Below are 17,090 nucleotides of genomic sequence, written 5' to 3' on the forward strand. Positions count from 1 at the left end.
TGGCCGGTTGCGCCTTAAAGTGCGGCGATCGCCGCGTTCAAGGTTTTGCTTGGACGCATGACTGCGCTCGCCAACTTAGGATCAAAGCGGTAGTAACCGACGATGTCCACTGGCTTGCCCTGTACTGCGTTCAATTCGGCAACGATGGTTGCCTCATTGTCTGCCAGGGTTTTAGCCAGTTTGCTGAACGGTGCTTGCAAGCTGGCGTCTTCAGTTTGAGCTGCCAACGCCTGAGCCCAGTACATCGCCAGGTAGAAGTGGCTGCCGCGGTTGTCGATGTTGCCGACTTTGCGCGAAGGCGACTTGTTGTTGTCCAGGAACTTGCCCGTTGCCTGGTCAAGTGTGCTGGCCAATATCTTGGCTTTAGGGTTGTTGTAAGTGACGCCCAGATGCTCAAGCGAGGCGGCCAAGGCCAGGAACTCACCCAGCGAATCCCAGCGCAGGAAGTTTTCTTCCAAAAGCTGCTGCACGTGTTTCGGTGCTGAACCGCCAGCGCCGGTTTCGAACAGGCCACCACCGGCCATCAACGGTACGATCGACAGCATTTTCGCGCTGGTGCCCAGTTCCATGATCGGGAACAGGTCAGTCAGGTAGTCGCGAAGCACGTTGCCCGTCACCGAAATGGTGTCTTGGCCCAAGCGAGTACGTGCCAGGGTGAACTTCATCGCGTCGTCGGGCGACATGATGCGGATATCGAGGCCTGAGGTGTCGTAGTCTTTCAGGTACTTCTGAACCTTCTCGATCACCACACCGTCGTGGGCGCGCAGCGGGTCCAACCAGAAAATGGCCGGGGTGTTGCTGGCGCGGGCGCGGTTGACAGCCAATTTGACCCAATCCTGGATCGGTGCGTCTTTGGCTTGGCACATGCGCCAGATATCACCCGTCTCAACGGTCTGTTCAAGCAACAAGCGGCCTTTGTCGTCGGTAATCCGCACAACGCCGTCAGCCTGGATTTCGAAGGTCTTGTCGTGGGAACCGTACTCTTCGGCTTTTTGCGCCATCAATCCCACGTTAGGCACGCTGCCCATGGTGGTCGGATCGAAAGCACCGTGTTTCTTGCAGTCTTCAATCACGGTCTGGTAGATCGTCGCGTAGCAACGGTCCGGGATGACGGCCTTGGTGTCTTGCAGAACCCCAGCGGTGTTCCACATTTTGCCAGAGTCACGAATCATTGCAGGCATCGAAGCATCAACGATGACGTCGCTTGGGACGTGCAGGTTGGTGATGCCCTTGTCGGAGTTGACCATCGCCAGAGGAGGGCGAGTGGCATAAACCGCTTGGATGTCAGCTTCGATTTCAGCTTGTTTCGCGGCTGGCAACGCTTTGATGCGCGAGTACAGATCGCCAATGCCGTTGTTCAGGTTGAAGCCGATTTCTTTCAGCACGGCGGCGTGCTTGGTCAGCGCTTCTTTGTAGTATTCGGCCACGATGATGCCGAACATGATTGGGTCGGAGACCTTCATCATGGTGGCTTTCAAGTGAACCGAGAGCAGAACGCCCTGCTTTTTAGCGTCTTCGATTTCGACCGCGATGAAGCTGCTGAGCGCTTTCTTGCTCAAGGTCGAGCAATCGATGATCTCGCCCGCTTTCACGGTGGTTTTTTCTTTCAGAACGGTGACGGCACCGCCCTTGGCGACCAATTCGATTTTGACGCTGCCTGCGCCGTCGATCAGGGCAGCTTTTTCGCTGCCGTAGAAATCACCGTTGTTCATGTAAGCAACGTGCGACTTCGAATCTGCACTCCATGCGCCCATTTTATGCGGGTGCTTGCGAGCGTAGTTCTTGACCGAAAGCGGCGCGCGGCGGTCTGAGTTGCCTTCGCGCAGAACTGGGTTAACAGCACTGCCTTTAATTTTGTCGTAGCGGGACTTAACTTCTTTGTCAGCGTCGCTCGTCGGTGCTTCCGGGTAATCCGGGATATCAAAACCGCCAGCTTGCAGTTCTTTGATGGCGGCGATCAGTTGGGGAGCCGAGGCACTGATGTTAGGCAGCTTGATGATATTGGCTTCTGGGGTGTTTGCCAGACTACCGAGTTCAGCAAGATGGTTCGGCACCTTCTGGTCTGCACTCAGGTTCTCAGGGAAGCTTGCAAGAATACGGCCTACGAGGGAGATATCGCGAGTTTCAACGTCGATATCAGCAAAGGCAGTGAAGGCTTCGATGATGGGAAGCAAGGAGTACGTCGCGAGTGCAGGAGCTTCGTCGGTGAAGGTGTAGATGATTTTCGAGCGGATGGACATTTTTGGTAACTCTCTTCTTTGCTGAGCGTGCACAAAATCTCGAGATGCGCAGGGTAGGCGCTTTCGTCCAAAGTCATCAATGAGGCGAAAGTCGAGGGGCGTCGCGGTGATGAGGAATGCATCCATACGGCGTCAAGCGCTTGAGCTAAGGTAGAAGCTCGGCCTGGTAGAGGCTGGGAAGTCCCGATCCAGAGGCTCCGTCCTCAGTGACTTGCTGGTCACCGGCGGCAGTATACCACCGGTGTTAAGCATTAATACGCAGGTAGTGGCCTGCGGCCGGATCATAGGCCGCGCATCTAAGGCTGGATCCTGTAGTTCCAGTCCAGTTTCAACTGGGTTACGCTCGGCCGTAACCAGGATGTTAACCAAAACGTGGAGTCCAGCATGGAATACAAGAAGATTCAGGTTCCCAAAGTCGGTGAAAAAATCACGGTCAACTCAGACCATTCCTTGAATGTGCCGAACAATCCGATCATCCCCTTCATTGAAGGCGATGGTATTGGTGTCGACATCAGTCCGGTGATGATCAAGGTTGTAGATGCGGCGGTTAATAAAGCGTACGGCGGTGAGCGCAAGATCTCGTGGATGGAAGTTTTCGCCGGAGAAAAGGCGACCCAGGTTTACGATCAAGACACCTGGCTACCCCAGGAAACCCTGGACGCGGCAAAAGATTACGTTGTCTCTATCAAAGGACCGCTGACCACACCGGTCGGTGGTGGCATTCGGTCCTTGAACGTTGCCTTGCGTCAGCAACTGGATCTTTACGTTTGCTTGCGCCCTGTGCGTTGGTTTGAAGGTGTGCCGAGCCCGGTTAAAAAACCAGGCGACGTGGACATGACCATCTTCCGTGAAAACTCTGAAGATATTTACGCCGGGATCGAGTGGAAGGCCGGCTCGCCCGAAGCGATCAAGATCATCAAGTTTCTGAAAGAAGAAATGGGCGTTACCAAGATCCGTTTCGACGAAAACTGTGGCATTGGCGTCAAGCCGGTTTCGTTGCAAGGTACTAAGCGTCTGGTACGCAAGGCGTTGCAGTATGTGGTCGATAATGACCGCGACTCGCTAACGATTGTACACAAAGGCAACATCATGAAGTTCACCGAAGGTGCCTTCAAAGAGTGGGCCTACGAAGTGGCGGCAGAAGAGTTTGGCGCGACCTTGCTCGATGGCGGACCCTGGATGCAGTTCAAAAATCCGCAAACTGGCAAAAACGTCATCGTCAAAGACGCAATTGCTGACGCCATGCTTCAGCAGATTTTGCTCCGCCCAGCTGAATATGATGTGATCGCTACGCTTAACCTGAACGGAGACTATTTGTCCGACGCCCTGGCAGCAGAAGTCGGCGGCATTGGTATCGCGCCGGGCGCCAATTTGTCCGACACCATTGCGATGTTTGAAGCCACTCACGGTACGGCACCCAAATATGCCGGCAAAGATCAAGTGAACCCAGGCTCGCTGATTCTTTCCGCTGAAATGATGTTGCGTCACATGGGGTGGATCGAGGCTGCGGACTTGATCATTAAAGGCACCAATGGCGCCATTTCTGCCAAAACCGTGACTTACGACTTCGAACGCCTGATGGACGGCGCCACGCTGCTGTCTTCTTCAGCCTTCGGCGACGCGCTGATCTCGCACATGTAACGTCAGTTCAGAACGCAAAAACCGGCCAGTTCAGGTGATGAACTGGCCGGTTTTTTTTGGCTTTTTTCGCTAAGGTCTTGAATTCGACGTTTCAGGCACTTACATCTGAGGTTGTCTTGGTCTCGCTGGGAGCAGCCACCGGTTGCTCCGATTGAATCTCGCTCGTGGCCATTATATTGACCGCATGCAGTCCTTTGGGGCCTTGAATGATTTCGAAAACAACGGGTTGACCCGCTTTCAGCGTCTTGTAGCCTTCCATCGTGATCGCTGAATAGTGGGCGAACAGGTCCTCAGTCTTGTCGTTTTCATTGATGAAGCCATAGCCTTTGGCATTGTTGAACCATTTGACCTTGCCGTGCTTGACAGAGTTGTTACTACTAACTATTGCCATTTCTCATCCCTCTGCAAAGGACTCCGTCTGGAGTATGATCCACCTCATCCGCCGGACCGAAAAGAATTTGGTTGACTGCACGGACCCTTTTTACCCAATGTGGGTTCTATTGTTTGTAACACTGTTTTGCCGATAGTCAAGGTCATGCGGCAGTCCGGTGAAAAACCGGCCCCGCTGCGGCTAAATTAATGAATCCGTCCACCTACGAACCCTTCTTTCCATGCATGCATTCAGCCAGATTCGACTAACATTCAATCAGGATCGTCCGGAAACACATGACGATGACGCCGCAGGAGTGGCGCTGAAAGAAGCTAAACCAGCGTTGCAGGCGCCACCGATGTACAAAGTGGTTTTGTTTAATGATGATTACACCCCGATGGATTTCGTCGTCGAAGTGCTCGAGGTATTTTTTAACCTGAATCGTGAGCTGGCGACCAAGGTCATGCTGGCCGTCCATACAGAGGGACGGGCAGTATGTGGATTGTTTACCCGCGACATCGCCGAGACCAAGGCAATGCAGGTGAACCAATACGCCAGGGAAAGCCAGCATCCGCTACTCTGTGAGATCGAGAAGGACGGTTAACGCCGACCACTTGGGTATGAGGTGAAGCTATGTTAAACCGTGAGCTCGAAGTCACCCTCAATTTAGCCTTCAAGGAGGCTCGTTCGAAGCGTCATGAATTTATGACGGTTGAGCATCTCCTTCTGGCTCTTTTGGACAATGAGGCTGCCGCCACCGTTCTGCGTGCCTGCGGCGCAAACCTCGATAAGCTCAAGCATGATCTGCAGGAGTTTATCGACTCCACGACCCCGTTGATCCCCGTCCACGACGAAGACCGTGAAACCCAGCCAACCTTGGGTTTCCAGCGCGTACTGCAACGTGCAGTCTTCCATGTGCAAAGTTCCGGCAAGCGTGAAGTTACCGGCGCTAACGTGCTGGTTGCGATCTTCAGTGAACAAGAAAGCCAGGCAGTATTTCTGCTCAAGCAGCAGAGTGTTGCCCGGATCGATGTTGTCAATTACATCGCTCATGGCATCTCTAAAGTACCAGGGCATGGCGATCACTCTGAAGGTGAGCAAGATATGCAGGACGACGAGGGCGGTGAGTCTTCTTCCTCAGGCAATCCTCTGGATGCCTATGCCAGCAACCTGAACGAATTGGCCCGTCAGGGCCGTATTGACCCGTTGGTCGGCCGCGAAATGGAAGTGGAGCGTGTTGCGCAGATCTTGGCGCGGCGTCGCAAAAACAACCCATTGCTGGTAGGTGAGGCCGGTGTCGGCAAGACTGCTATCGCCGAAGGCCTGGCCAAGCGCATCGTCGATAACCAAGTGCCTGACTTGCTCGCCAATAGCGTGGTTTATTCCCTCGACCTAGGCGCTTTGCTGGCGGGGACTAAATACCGTGGCGACTTCGAGAAACGCTTCAAAGCGTTGCTCAACGAGCTGAAAAAGCGCCCTCAGGCGATCCTGTTCATCGATGAAATTCATACCATCATCGGTGCGGGGGCAGCTTCGGGTGGCGTGATGGATGCGTCCAACCTGCTCAAGCCGTTGTTGTCCTCGGGCGATATTCGTTGCATCGGTTCGACGACCTTCCAGGAATTCCGTGGCATTTTCGAAAAAGATCGCGCGTTGGCCCGGCGTTTCCAGAAAGTCGATGTGTCGGAACCTTCGGTTGAAGACACCATTGGCATTCTGAGAGGCCTCAAGGGGCGTTTCGAGCAGCATCACGGCATCGAATACAGCGATGAAGCATTGCGCGCCGCAGCCGAACTGGCGTCGCGTTACATCAATGATCGTCACATGCCGGACAAAGCCATCGATGTCATCGACGAAGCCGGGGCGTACCAACGCCTGCAGCCAATCGAGAAACGCGTGAAGCGCATTGAAGTGCCTCAGGTCGAAGACATCGTGGCCAAAATCGCACGTATTCCGCCTAAGCACGTCAACAGCTCGGACAAAGAACTGCTGCGTAACCTGGAGCGCGACCTCAAGCTGACCGTGTTCGGTCAGGATGCAGCGATCGACGCGCTGTCAACTGCGATCAAGCTATCGCGTGCCGGCCTGAAGTCTCCGGACAAGCCAGTGGGTTCGTTCCTGTTCGCCGGTCCTACCGGTGTCGGCAAGACCGAAGCCGCTCGTCAGTTGGCCAAGGCCTTGGGCATCGAGCTGGTTCGCTTCGATATGTCCGAGTACATGGAGCGCCACACCGTTTCGCGCTTGATTGGTGCTCCGCCGGGTTATGTCGGTTTTGATCAGGGTGGTTTGCTGACCGAGGCGATTACCAAGCAACCGCATTGTGTCCTGCTGCTCGATGAAATTGAGAAGGCGCACCCGGAAGTCTTCAATCTGCTGTTGCAGGTGATGGACCACGGTACGCTCACCGATAACAACGGGCGTAAGGCGGACTTCCGCAACGTGATCGTCATCATGACCACCAACGCTGGCGCTGAAACTGCGGCGCGGGCTTCCATCGGCTTTACGCACCAGGATCACTCCTCTGATGCGATGGAAGTGATCAAGAAGAGTTTCACGCCGGAATTCCGGAACCGCCTGGACACCATCATTCAATTTACTCGCCTCAGCCATGAGGTTATTAAAAGCGTGGTGGACAAGTTCCTTACCGAACTGCAGGCGCAACTGGAAGACAAGCGTGTGCTGCTTGAAGTGACCGACGCGGCCAGAACCTGGCTGGCGGAAGGTGGCTACGATGCGCAGATGGGTGCGCGACCAATGGCGCGTTTGATTCAAGATAAAATCAAGCGTCCGCTGGCTGAAGAGATTCTCTTTGGTGAATTGGCCGAGCATGGCGGCGTAGTACACATCGACGTCAAGGACGGAGAAATGACCTTCGACTTCGAGACCACGGCAGAAATGGCGTAAGCCAACAAAAGCCCCGCATTCCACTGGGATGCGGGGCTTTTTTGTGGGCGATCGTATTTGGAAAATTTGTTCAAGCTGTGGGACCGAATTCATGACAGGCAATCCGCATCGGCAGCTTCCCGAATGAATTCGGTCCCATAGAAATGGTGATATGCCCCCAAAACCCAGGCACACAAAAACGCCCGGCATTAACCGGGCGTATTTGTTTAGGCCTGTTAGCGGGCGCGGTAAGTAATGCGGCCCTTGCTCAAGTCGTACGGCGTCATTTCGACGCGCACTTTGTCACCGGTAAGAATACGGATGTAGTTCTTGCGCATTTTGCCGGAGATATGCGCGGTGACTATGTGCCCATTCTCCAACTCCACACGGAACATGGTGTTGGGCAGGGTGTCGACGACAGTACCTTCCATTTCCAAGCTGTCTTCTTTCGACATGCAGTAAAAGCCCTCGGTATCCAATGAGTGGCCCGGTGCAACTGCGCCAGGCAAAAGCGGCGTGCATTGTGCCCGAAAAATAGGGGTTTAGCCAAGCGCTTCAATAAAGAGTGACCCAACGTTGATTTGTCAGTAGCTCGATGGGTCGGTATTGGGTTTTGTAATTCATCTTTTTGCAGTTCTTTATCCAGTAGCCCAAGTACACCGCATGCAGCTGTAGCCGGGCGGCTTCGGCTATCTGCCAAAGAATTGCGTAGCGCCCCAGACTGCGGCGCTCTTCGGCGGGTTCGTAGAAGGTATAAACCGCTGAAAGACCGTTGGGCAGAAGGTCGGTAACGGCCACCGCCAACAGGCGACCGTCGAGGCGAAATTCATAGAACGTCGAAAACGGCAGGTCACGGATCAAAAAAGTCGAAAACTGATCGCGGCTGGGAGGATACATGTCGCCGTCGGCATGACGCTGCTCGATGTAACGCTGATACAGGTCGAAGTACTCTTCGCTGAAATGAGGCTTTGCTGCGCGGACTTGCACATCAGCGTTGCGTTTGAATATACGTTTTTGCTGGCGATCTGGAACGAACAGTCCGACGGGAATGCGCGCAGGAACGCAGGCGCTGCAGTTTTGGCAGTGAGGCCGATACAGGTGGTCGCCGCTGCGGCGAAAACCCATGTCGGAAAGGTCGGCATACACCTGAACATCCATTGGCTGGCTTGGGTCCAGAAATAACGTCGTCGCTTGTTCCTCAGGCAAATAGCTGCAGGAATGGGGTTGAGTGGCATAGAACTTAAGCCGCGCCAGCTCGGTCATGGATCAACCCTCGGATAAAATCTTTAGTTAGAGTGTATGTCAGGCTATGAAACTCGCCTAGGTAACCAGTCGGCAACAGTGGGTCTATCCAGATGGGCGTGAAGGTAGTCAGCAAACGTCTTGCGCGCAATGGATCTGGCGCCAAAGCTCTCAAGGTGCTGAGTGGGCATCTGGCAGTCAATCAAAACGAAACCCCAAGCGATCAGCCGTTCTACCAGCGTTGCAAATCCCACTTTTGAGGCGTTGTCCGTCAGGCTAAACATGGACTCGCCGAAAAACAGTTGACCCATCGCCAAGCCATAAAGTCCGCCGACGAGCAGACCGTCTTCCCACACTTCCACGCTGTGTGCGAAGCCGCGTTGATGCAGTTCAAGGTAGGCCGACTGCATGGCGTCGGTAATCCAGGTGCCGTCGGCGTAGCTACGCGGTGCGGCGCAGGCGTGAATCACCGCCGCAAAGTCCTGATCAAAGGTCACTTGAAAATGCCCTTGGCGCATGACCTTGCTCAAGCTTCGAGATACATGCAGCTCTTCAGGAAACAGCACCGTGCGCGGATCCGGCGACCACCACAAAATCGGCTGACCCTCCTGGAACCACGGAAAGCAGCCGTGCCGATATGCCTGAATCAATCGGTCGGCACAAAGGTCGCCGCCTGCGGCCAATAAGCCGTTGGGCTCGCGCATGGCTTTTTCCAAGGGCGGAAATGTCAGGGTATTTCGCTGTAACCAAGTCAACATGGCGTCAGAACTTTGCGCAAGGGGAGGGTGGAATCGCTCGACGGTTGCAACTCTGGGTTGCTGGCGTGGTCGTAGACGGTCCCGTTAACGAAATGTGTTTTGAATTTCCGCAGTGGGCGGCAGTTGCTGAGTGCTTCAATGATCAGCCAAGTGCTGAGTGTAGGTTCAATAGCGCGTGTTGGAAGCATCTCATAACCCTTTGTCACAAAAGACAATGCATGCTCAAATTGCGCTGCTCAGTGGATACACGAAGCTATGCTAACCCATGCCAGTCGAACGTGGCATCGGTCGCGCAAACCCGTACAATGCCTTTCTTATTGACGTAGCTTCAGATTTTCGACCGAGTTGGAAGTGAACAGTGCCGTTGGTTTATTCTTTCTGGGCGCTGGAAGTTGTATTTCGTAGTCAATCATTAGATGTTCGCGCCGAGGCGCAGGAAAAAAAGCGTTTGAAGAAATCCACCGTAGCAACCAATCCCATACCGCTTTGGCGTCAGCAGTTGCACTACCGGCTCAAGGAAGGTGCTCTGATTGCCATCGGCGCCCTGTGCCTGTATCTGATGATGGCGTTATTAACCTACGACCAGAGCGATCCGGGCTGGAGCCATACCAGCAACTCTCAGCAGGTACAAAATGCTGCGGGTCGTGCTGGCGCCTTCTCGGCCGACATCCTGTTCATGGTGCTGGGCTACTTCGCTTACATCTTCCCGCTGTTGCTGGCGATAAAAACCTGGCAAATCTTCCGTCAGCGGCATGAGCCCTGGCAGTGGAGTGGCTGGTTGTTCTCCTGGCGCCTGATCGGTTTGGTATTTTTGGTGCTGTCCGGCGCTGCATTGGCCCATATCCATTTCCATTTTACGGCGGGCTTGCCAGCATCAAGTGGCGGCGCGCTGGGCGAAAGTCTGGGCGACCTGGCAAAAAACGCATTGAATATCCAGGGCAGCACGCTGTTGTTCATTGCGCTGTTTTTGTTCGGCCTGACAGTGTTCACCGACCTGTCGTGGTTCAAGGTGATGGATGTCACCGGCAAGATCACCCTTGATCTGTTCGAATTGTTCCAAAGTGCGGCTAATCGCTGGTGGTCGGCACGTACCGACCGTAAGCAAATGGTTGCGCAATTGCGTGAGGTCGACAGTCGCGTCAACGATGTAGTGGCGCCGGTAACCGCTGATCGTCGCGAGCAGGCCAAAGCCAAAGAACGCTTGATCGAGCGAGAACAAGCCCTCAGCAAGCACATGACCGACCGCGAGAAGCATGTGCCGGCGGTCATTGCCCCGGCCCCCGCGAAAGCGCCCGAGCCAAGTAAGCGCGTACAGAAAGAGAAACAAACACCGCTGTTCATCGACAGCGCGGTGGAAGGCACCTTGCCGCCTATTTCGATTCTCGACCCGGCCGAAGTCAAGAAGCTCAACTATTCCCCAGAATCATTGGCTGCGGTCGGTCATTTGCTGGAAATCAAGCTCAAAGAGTTTGGCGTGGAAGTCACGGTTGACTCCATTCATCCGGGACCTGTGATCACTCGCTACGAAATTCAGCCCGCCGCCGGGGTCAAGGTCAGCCGTATTTCAAACCTAGCCAAGGATTTGGCCCGCTCGCTGGCGGTGACCAGTGTCCGTGTGGTTGAAGTGATTCCGGGTAAAACCACAGTCGGCATCGAGATTCCCAACGAAGACCGTCAGGTGGTGCGCTTCTCTGAAGTGCTGTCGTCGCCTGAATATGATGACGCCAAGTCGCCCGTCACGTTGGCGCTGGGGCATGACATTGGCGGACGTCCGGTCATCACCGACCTGGCAAAAATGCCGCACTTGTTGGTGGCCGGTACCACGGGCTCCGGTAAGTCGGTGGGGGTCAACGCCATGATCCTGTCGATCCTGTTCAAGTCAGGCCCGGAAGACGCCAAGCTGATCATGATCGACCCGAAAATGCTCGAACTGTCGATCTACGAAGGCATTCCGCATCTTCTGTGCCCGGTGGTCACCGACATGAAAGACGCCGCCAATGCTCTGCGCTGGAGCGTCGCCGAAATGGAGCGGCGCTACAAGCTGATGGCGAACATGGGCGTGCGCAACCTCGCCGGCTTCAACCGCAAGGTGAAGGACGCGGAGGAGGCGGGCACTCCGCTTTTCGACCCGATGTACAAGCGCGAGAGCATTCACGACATCGCGCCGCTGCTGAAAACCCTACCGACCATTGTGGTGGTGGTGGATGAGTTCGCCGACATGATGATGATCGTCGGCAAAAAGGTCGAAGAACTCATTGCACGTATCGCCCAGAAAGCCCGAGCGGCCGGGATCCACTTGATTCTTGCAACGCAACGTCCGTCGGTGGACGTTATCACTGGTCTGATCAAGGCAAACATTCCTACCCGCATGGCGTTCCAAGTGTCGAGCAAGATCGACTCCCGGACCATCATTGATCAAGGCGGCGCGGAACAATTGCTGGGTAACGGCGACATGCTCTACATGCCGCCTGGCACCAGCCTGCCTATTCGCGTGCATGGCGCCTATGTTTCCGACGAAGAGGTTCACCGCGTCGTAGAAGCCTGGAAGCTGCGAGGTACGCCCGATTACAACGAAGAAATCCTGGCGGGCGTTGAAGAGCCCGGCAGCGGCTTTGACGGTGGCAGTGGTGAAGGCGGCGATGATAGCGAAAGCGATGCGCTGTATGACGAGGCGGTTCGCTTCGTTCTCGAAAGCCGCCGCGCTTCTATTTCTGCCGTTCAGCGCAAACTGAAAATTGGCTACAACCGCGCGGCCCGGATGATTGAAACCATGGAGCAGGCCGGCGTTGTGACGTCCATGAACACCAATGGCTCGCGCGAAGTGCTCGCGCCAGCCCCGATGCGCGACTGACCCGGACGGCGTGGTTGTGCGCCGTTCGGACTTTCACTGAATTCAATGAGGAATCCCATGCGCCTTATTCGCATGTTGTTGGTATCTGCACTGGCTTTTTCCGCGGTCTCGGCTCACGCCGACAGCAAGGACGTTGCGCGACTGACCCAGTTGCTTGAAACGTCGAAAACGCTGTCTGCACGCTTCTCTCAACTGACGCTAGACGGCAGTGGCACGCAGTTGCAGGAAACCGCCGGTGACATGTCACTGCAGCGTCCTGGGCTGTTCTACTGGCACACAGACGCGCCCCAGGAGCAGCTGATGGTTTCCAATGGCAAAAAAGTCTCATTGTGGGATCCAGATTTGCAGCAAGTAACCATCAAGACCCTGGACCAGCGCCTGACTCAAACCCCTGCGTTGCTGCTGTCGGGTGACGTCTCGAAAATCAGCGAGAGCTTCGACATCAGCGCCAAAGAAGCGGGCGGCGTGATTGATTTCATTCTCAAGCCGAAGACCAAGGACACGCTGTTCGACAGCCTGCGCCTGTCATTCCGTAACGGCATGATCAACGACATGCAACTGATCGACAGCGTCGGCCAGCGCACTAACATATTGTTCACCGGTGTGAAGGCTAACGAGCCGATCCCGGCCAGCAAGTTCGTGTTCGACATCCCGAAAGGCGCTGACGTCATTCAGGAATAAGAGGTTTCAAGCGCAGCCCATGGACTTGTTTCGAAGCGAACCGATTGCTCAGCCCTTGGCTGCACGCCTGCGCGCAGCCAATCTGGACGAGTACGTCGGACAGCAACACCTGTTGGCCCCCGGCAAGCCTCTGCGTGAGGCGCTGGAACAGGGCGCGCTGCATTCGATGATTTTCTGGGGCCCGCCGGGGGTGGGAAAAACCACCCTGGCGCGATTGCTGGCAAAAGTCTCCGATGCACACTTCGAAACGGTCTCGGCAGTGCTTGCCGGGGTCAAGGAAATCCGTCAAGCCGTCGAAATCGCTAAACAACAGGCCGGACAATATGGCCGTCGCACCATCCTGTTCGTTGACGAAGTACACCGCTTCAACAAGTCACAACAGGACGCGTTTCTGCCCTACGTCGAAGACGGCACCCTGATTTTCATTGGTGCGACCACCGAGAATCCGTCTTTCGAATTGAACAACGCCTTATTGTCCCGTGCGCGAGTCTACGTGCTGAAAAGCCTGGACGAAGCGGCGCTGCACAAGCTGGTGCAGCGCGCCCTGACCGAAGAGCGCGGCTTGGGCAAGCATCAATTGTCCTTGAGCGACGATGGTTTCAAGATGCTCTTGGCCGCCGCCGACGGTGATGGTCGGCGTCTGCTCAATCTTCTGGAAAACGCGTCAGACTTGGCCGAAGACGGCACTGAAATCGGTATTGAGCTGCTGCAAAGCCTGCTCGGGGACAGCCGTCGCCGCTTCGATAAAGGCGGCGAAGCGTTTTACGACCAAATTTCCGCGCTGCATAAGTCGGTTCGTGGCTCAAACCCGGACGCCGCATTGTATTGGTTTGCACGGATGATCGACGGCGGCTGCGACCCGTTGTACCTGGCCCGGCGCGTGGTGCGCATGGCCAGCGAAGACATCGGCAATGCTGACCCGCGCGCGTTGACCCTTTGCTTGTCGGCGTGGGACGTGCAAGAGCGCTTGGGCAGCCCTGAAGGAGAGTTGGCCGTGGCCCAGGCCATCGTTTATCTCGCGTGTGCGCCAAAAAGCAACGCCGTGTACATGGGCTTCAAGGCCGCGATGCGTGAAGCCACTGAGCACGGCTCGCTGGAAGTCCCACTGCATTTGCGTAACGCACCGACCAAACTGATGAAACAGCTCGGTTATGGGGAGGAATATCGGTATGCCCACGATGAACCTGATGCCTATGCCGCTGGCGAAGACTACTTTCCAGACAACCTTGAGCCGCGTCAGTACTACCAGCCCGTCCCGCGAGGTCTTGAGTTGAAGATCGGAGAAAAGCTCAACCATCTGGCGGCGCTAGACAAAGCCAGCCCGCGCAAACGGAGAAAGTAGTGATTCAAATGATTCTTGCGGTGTCCGTAGCCGGCATCGCTGGTACATTATTGCGCTTCGCTACGGGCAACTGGGTCAATGCGAACTGGCCACGCCACTTCTACGCGGCGACAATGGCTGTCAACTTGGTCGGCTGCTTGATCATTGGCATTCTGTACGGGCTGTTCTTGACCCGTCCTGAAGTGCCCATCGAGATTCGAGCTGGCATGATTGTCGGCTTTGTAGGTGGTCTGACGACCTTTTCATCCTTTTCACTGGATACGTTGCGCTTGCTTGAAAGCGGGCAAGTGCCACTGGCCCTGGGCTATGCGGGTATCAGCGTATTCGGCGGGCTACTTGCCACTTGGGCTGGCCTGTCCTTGACCAAACTTTGATAGACGAGAGAACGATATGCTCGATTCAAAACTGTTACGTACCCAACTTCAGGACGTAGCGGATCGCCTGGCGTCCCGTGGTTTCACCCTGGATATCGCCCGCATCGAAGCGCTGGAAGCTCAGCGCAAGACCGTCCAGACCCGTACTGAACAGTTGCAGTCCGAGCGTAATGCCCGATCTAAATCTATCGGCCAGGCTAAACAGCGGGGCGAAGACATCGCTCCACTGATGGCCGATGTGGACCGCATGGCTGATGAATTGGCTGCCGGCAAAATTGAACTGGACGCGATTCAGGTTGATCTGGATTCGATGCTGCTGAGCATGCCGAACCTGCCGCACGAATCGGTGCCGTTGGGCGCTGACGAAAACGACAACGTCGAAGTTCGTCGCTGGGGCACTCCCACTGCATTCGATTTCGAGATTCAGGATCACGTCGCGCTGGGCGAAAAGTTCGGCTGGCTGGACTTTGAAACTGCGGCCAAGCTTTCTGGCGCACGTTTCGCGTTGTTACGTGGCCCGATTGCCCGTATGCACCGCGCCCTTGCGCAGTTCATGATCAATCTGCACGTTACCGACCACGGCTACGAAGAGGCTTACACGCCTTATCTGGTGCAGGCGCCTGCGCTGCAGGGTACCGGCCAATTGCCGAAGTTCGAAGAAGACTTGTTCAAAATCACCCGCGAAGGTGAGGCCGACCTCTACCTGATCCCGACGGCGGAAGTGTCGCTGACCAACATTGTGTCCGGCGAGATTCTCGACGCCAAGCTGCTGCCGATGAAATTCGTCGCACACACCCCGTGCTTCCGTAGCGAAGCCGGCGCGTCGGGCCGCGACACCCGCGGAATGATCCGTCAGCACCAATTCGACAAGGTCGAGATGGTCCAGATCGTTCAGCCGGATCAATCCCAGGCCGCCTTGGAAAGCCTGACCGGTAACGCCGAACGCGTCCTGCAACTGCTGGAGCTTCCGTATCGCGTACTGGCGCTGTGTACCGGCGACATGGGCTTCAGTGCGACCAAGACTTACGACCTTGAAGTCTGGATCCCGAGCCAAGACAAATACCGTGAAATTTCGTCATGCTCCAACTGCGGTGATTTCCAGGCGCGACGCATGCAAGCACGCTGGCGCAACCCGGAAACCGGCAAGCCGGAACTGGTTCACACATTGAACGGTTCGGGTCTGGCTGTCGGTAGGACGCTGGTTGCCGTGTTGGAAAACTACCAACAGGCCGATGGTTCGATTCGGGTGCCTGAAGTGCTCAAGCCCTACATGGGTGGCCTTGAGGTCATCGGCTAAATGGAATTTCTACCGCTGTTTCATAACCTGCATGGCAGTCGCGTGCTGGTGGTGGGCGGGGGTGAAATTGCGTTACGCAAATCCCGCTTGCTCGCTGACGCCGGTGCAGTGTTGCGGGTGGTCGCACCTGCCATAGAAGTGCAACTGCGCGAATTGGTAGAAGGTGGCGGCGGCGAAGTAATTGTTCGTGGGTATGTCGAGAGTGATCTCGATGGCTGCGTGCTGATCATCGCGGCCACCGACGACGAGCCGCTCAACGCCCAGGTCTCCCGTGACTCCAAGCGGCGTTGTGTGCCGGTCAATGTGGTGGATTCGCCAGCGTTATGCAGCGTGATTTTTCCGGCCATTGTTGACCGCTCGCCATTGGTGATCGCGGTCTCCAGCGGCGGGGATGCTCCGGTACTGGCGCGATTGATTCGCGCCAAGCTGGAAACCTGGATTCCATCGACCTACGGTCAATTGGCTGGCCTCGCTGCGCGGTTTCGCAGTCAGGTGAAAAACCTGCTCCCGGATGTTCAGCAGCGACGGGCGTTCTGGGAAGAGGTGTTTCAAGGGCCGATTGCTGATCGGCAGTTGGCCGGGCAAGGCGCAGAAGCCGAGCGTTTATTAGTTGCCAAGATCAACGGCGAAGTACCCAGCGCGGTGGGCGAGGTGTATCTGGTCGGTGCGGGTCCGGGCGATCCGGACTTGTTGACCTTTCGTGCCCTGCGATTGATGCAGCAAGCCGACGTGGTGCTGTACGACCGCTTGGTTGCGCCGGCGATTCTTGAGTTGTGCCGACGCGACGCCGAGCGGGTGTACGTGGGTAAACAGCGTGCCGATCACACATTGCCGCAAGACGAGATCAATCAGCAGCTGGTTGAACTGGCCAAACAAGGCAAGCGTGTTTTGCGCCTCAAGGGCGGCGATCCGTTTATTTTCGGACGCGGCGGCGAAGAAATCGAAGAGTTGGCGGCCCACGGCATACCGTTCCAAGTGGTGCCAGGCATTACCGCCGCCAGTGGTTGCGCGGCCTACGCCGGTATTCCGTTGACCCACCGTGATTATGCGCAGTCTGTGCGCTTCGTCACTGGGCACCTTAAAGACGGCAGCACCGACTTGCGTTGGAACGACTTGGTGGCACCGGCACAGACGTTGGTGTTTTACATGGGGCTGGTTGGGTTGCCGATTATCTGTGAGCAACTGATCAAGCATGGTCGCAGCGCCGACACTCCTGCCGCGCTGATCCAGCAAGGCACCACATCGAATCAGCGGGTGTTTACTGGCACGCTGGCGAACCTTGCGCAATTAGTGGCCGAGCATGAAGTTCATGCGCCGACACTGGTTATCGTTGGTGAAGTGGTGCAGTTGCGGGAAAAACTGAAGTGGTTTGAAGGCGCTCAGTCGAATATCTAACACTACGGGAGATCAA

Annotated in this window: 14 protein-coding genes; 9 read left to right on the forward strand and 5 right to left on the reverse strand. The window is 55.8% G+C overall.

The window, feature by feature from the left end; genetic code table 11:
* Positions 1-14 precede the first annotated feature (14 nt).
* Positions 15-2,240, reverse strand: a complete 2,226-nt coding sequence (locus tag RHM65_RS14940) for an NADP-dependent isocitrate dehydrogenase (protein WP_322165199.1) — start codon at positions 2,238-2,240, stop codon at positions 15-17.
* Positions 2,241-2,624: 384 nt separating this feature from the next.
* Here RHM65_RS14940 and icd point away from each other — a divergent pair, with 384 nt between their 5' ends.
* On the forward strand, positions 2,625-3,881 hold the full coding sequence (gene icd / locus RHM65_RS14945) for an NADP-dependent isocitrate dehydrogenase (protein WP_322165198.1): 1,257 nt from the start codon (positions 2,625-2,627) through the stop codon (positions 3,879-3,881).
* A gap of 91 nt (positions 3,882-3,972) precedes the next feature.
* Here the strand turns inward: icd and cspD are convergent, their stop codons facing one another.
* Positions 3,973-4,272: a cold shock domain-containing protein CspD gene (cspD, locus tag RHM65_RS14950; RefSeq protein ID WP_322165197.1), complete on the reverse strand. Its 300-nt coding sequence runs from the start codon at positions 4,270-4,272 to the stop codon at positions 3,973-3,975.
* Positions 4,273-4,492: 220 nt separating this feature from the next.
* Between cspD and clpS the strand changes: the two genes are divergently transcribed.
* Both clpS and clpA read left to right on the forward strand, forming a co-directional pair.
* Positions 4,493-4,855: an ATP-dependent Clp protease adapter ClpS gene (gene clpS / locus RHM65_RS14955; RefSeq protein WP_322165196.1), complete on the forward strand. Its 363-nt coding sequence runs from the start codon at positions 4,493-4,495 to the stop codon at positions 4,853-4,855.
* Between the two features lie 29 nt (positions 4,856-4,884).
* A complete protein-coding gene (clpA, locus tag RHM65_RS14960; protein ID WP_322165195.1) occupies positions 4,885-7,155 on the forward strand; it encodes an ATP-dependent Clp protease ATP-binding subunit ClpA in 2,271 nt (756 codons plus the stop codon).
* Between the two features lie 215 nt (positions 7,156-7,370).
* On the opposite strand, the gene infA is transcribed toward clpA, so the two are convergent.
* From infA to aat, 3 genes are all read right to left on the reverse strand, one after another.
* The gene (gene infA, locus RHM65_RS14965; protein ID WP_219064427.1) at positions 7,371-7,589 is read right to left on the reverse strand and encodes a translation initiation factor IF-1; all 219 of its coding nucleotides are present in this window, start codon (positions 7,587-7,589) and stop codon (positions 7,371-7,373) included.
* A gap of 100 nt (positions 7,590-7,689) precedes the next feature.
* On the reverse strand, positions 7,690-8,397 hold the full coding sequence (locus tag RHM65_RS14970) for an arginyltransferase (protein ID WP_322165194.1): 708 nt from the start codon (positions 8,395-8,397) through the stop codon (positions 7,690-7,692).
* Positions 8,398-8,441: 44 nt separating this feature from the next.
* Complete coding sequence (aat, locus tag RHM65_RS14975; RefSeq protein WP_322165193.1) at positions 8,442-9,134, reverse strand: leucyl/phenylalanyl-tRNA--protein transferase; 693 nt, start codon at positions 9,132-9,134, stop codon at positions 8,442-8,444.
* 448 nt (positions 9,135-9,582) lie between these two features.
* Between aat and ftsK the strand changes: the two genes are divergently transcribed.
* Genes ftsK through cysG form a run of 6 tightly spaced genes read left to right on the forward strand, consistent with a single transcriptional unit; the run spans position 9,583 to position 17,074 of the window.
* The gene (gene ftsK, locus RHM65_RS14980) at positions 9,583-11,985 is read left to right on the forward strand and encodes a DNA translocase FtsK (protein ID WP_322171030.1); all 2,403 of its coding nucleotides are present in this window, start codon (positions 9,583-9,585) and stop codon (positions 11,983-11,985) included.
* Positions 11,986-12,042: 57 nt separating this feature from the next.
* Positions 12,043-12,666 (forward strand): outer membrane lipoprotein chaperone LolA, encoded by a 624-nt coding sequence (gene lolA, locus RHM65_RS14985; RefSeq protein ID WP_322165192.1) that lies wholly within the window; start codon positions 12,043-12,045, stop codon positions 12,664-12,666.
* A 19-nt stretch (positions 12,667-12,685) separates the two neighbouring features.
* Positions 12,686-14,008, forward strand: a complete 1,323-nt coding sequence (locus tag RHM65_RS14990) for a replication-associated recombination protein A (RefSeq protein ID WP_322165191.1) — start codon at positions 12,686-12,688, stop codon at positions 14,006-14,008.
* Complete coding sequence (gene crcB, locus RHM65_RS14995; protein ID WP_322165190.1) at positions 14,008-14,382, forward strand: fluoride efflux transporter CrcB; 375 nt, start codon at positions 14,008-14,010, stop codon at positions 14,380-14,382. The genes RHM65_RS14990 and crcB overlap by 1 nt, the downstream gene beginning before the upstream one ends.
* Before the next feature lie 16 nt (positions 14,383-14,398).
* Positions 14,399-15,679 (forward strand): serine--tRNA ligase, encoded by a 1,281-nt coding sequence (serS, locus tag RHM65_RS15000; RefSeq protein WP_322165189.1) that lies wholly within the window; start codon positions 14,399-14,401, stop codon positions 15,677-15,679.
* Positions 15,680-17,074, forward strand: a complete 1,395-nt coding sequence (gene cysG, locus RHM65_RS15005) for a siroheme synthase CysG (RefSeq protein ID WP_322165188.1) — start codon at positions 15,680-15,682, stop codon at positions 17,072-17,074.
* The last annotated feature ends 16 nt before the right edge of the window (positions 17,075-17,090 follow it).

This window comes from Pseudomonas sp. CCI4.2 (assembly GCF_034350045.1).
GTDB lineage: Bacteria > Pseudomonadota > Gammaproteobacteria > Pseudomonadales > Pseudomonadaceae > Aquipseudomonas.

Excerpts from the sequence above, each read along its gene's own strand:
- infA (WP_219064427.1), bottom strand. The coding sequence starts at position 7,589 with ATGTCGAAAGAAGACAGCTTGGAAATGGAAGGTACTGTCGTCGACACC.
- clpA (WP_322165195.1), top strand. The coding sequence starts at position 4,885 with ATGTTAAACCGTGAGCTCGAAGTCACCCTCAATTTAGCCTTCAAGGAG.
- RHM65_RS14970 (WP_322165194.1), bottom strand. The coding sequence starts at position 8,397 with ATGACCGAGCTGGCGCGGCTTAAGTTCTATGCCACTCAACCCCATTCC.
- clpS (WP_322165196.1), top strand. The coding sequence starts at position 4,493 with ATGCATGCATTCAGCCAGATTCGACTAACATTCAATCAGGATCGTCCG.
- cspD (WP_322165197.1), bottom strand. The coding sequence starts at position 4,272 with ATGGCAATAGTTAGTAGTAACAACTCTGTCAAGCACGGCAAGGTCAAA.
- lolA (WP_322165192.1), top strand. The coding sequence starts at position 12,043 with ATGCGCCTTATTCGCATGTTGTTGGTATCTGCACTGGCTTTTTCCGCG.
- icd (WP_322165198.1), top strand. The coding sequence starts at position 2,625 with ATGGAATACAAGAAGATTCAGGTTCCCAAAGTCGGTGAAAAAATCACG.
- serS (WP_322165189.1), top strand. The coding sequence starts at position 14,399 with ATGCTCGATTCAAAACTGTTACGTACCCAACTTCAGGACGTAGCGGAT.
- cysG (WP_322165188.1), top strand. The coding sequence starts at position 15,680 with ATGGAATTTCTACCGCTGTTTCATAACCTGCATGGCAGTCGCGTGCTG.
- aat (WP_322165193.1), bottom strand. The coding sequence starts at position 9,134 with ATGTTGACTTGGTTACAGCGAAATACCCTGACATTTCCGCCCTTGGAA.
- RHM65_RS14990 (WP_322165191.1), top strand. The coding sequence starts at position 12,686 with ATGGACTTGTTTCGAAGCGAACCGATTGCTCAGCCCTTGGCTGCACGC.
- RHM65_RS14940 (WP_322165199.1), bottom strand. The coding sequence starts at position 2,240 with ATGTCCATCCGCTCGAAAATCATCTACACCTTCACCGACGAAGCTCCT.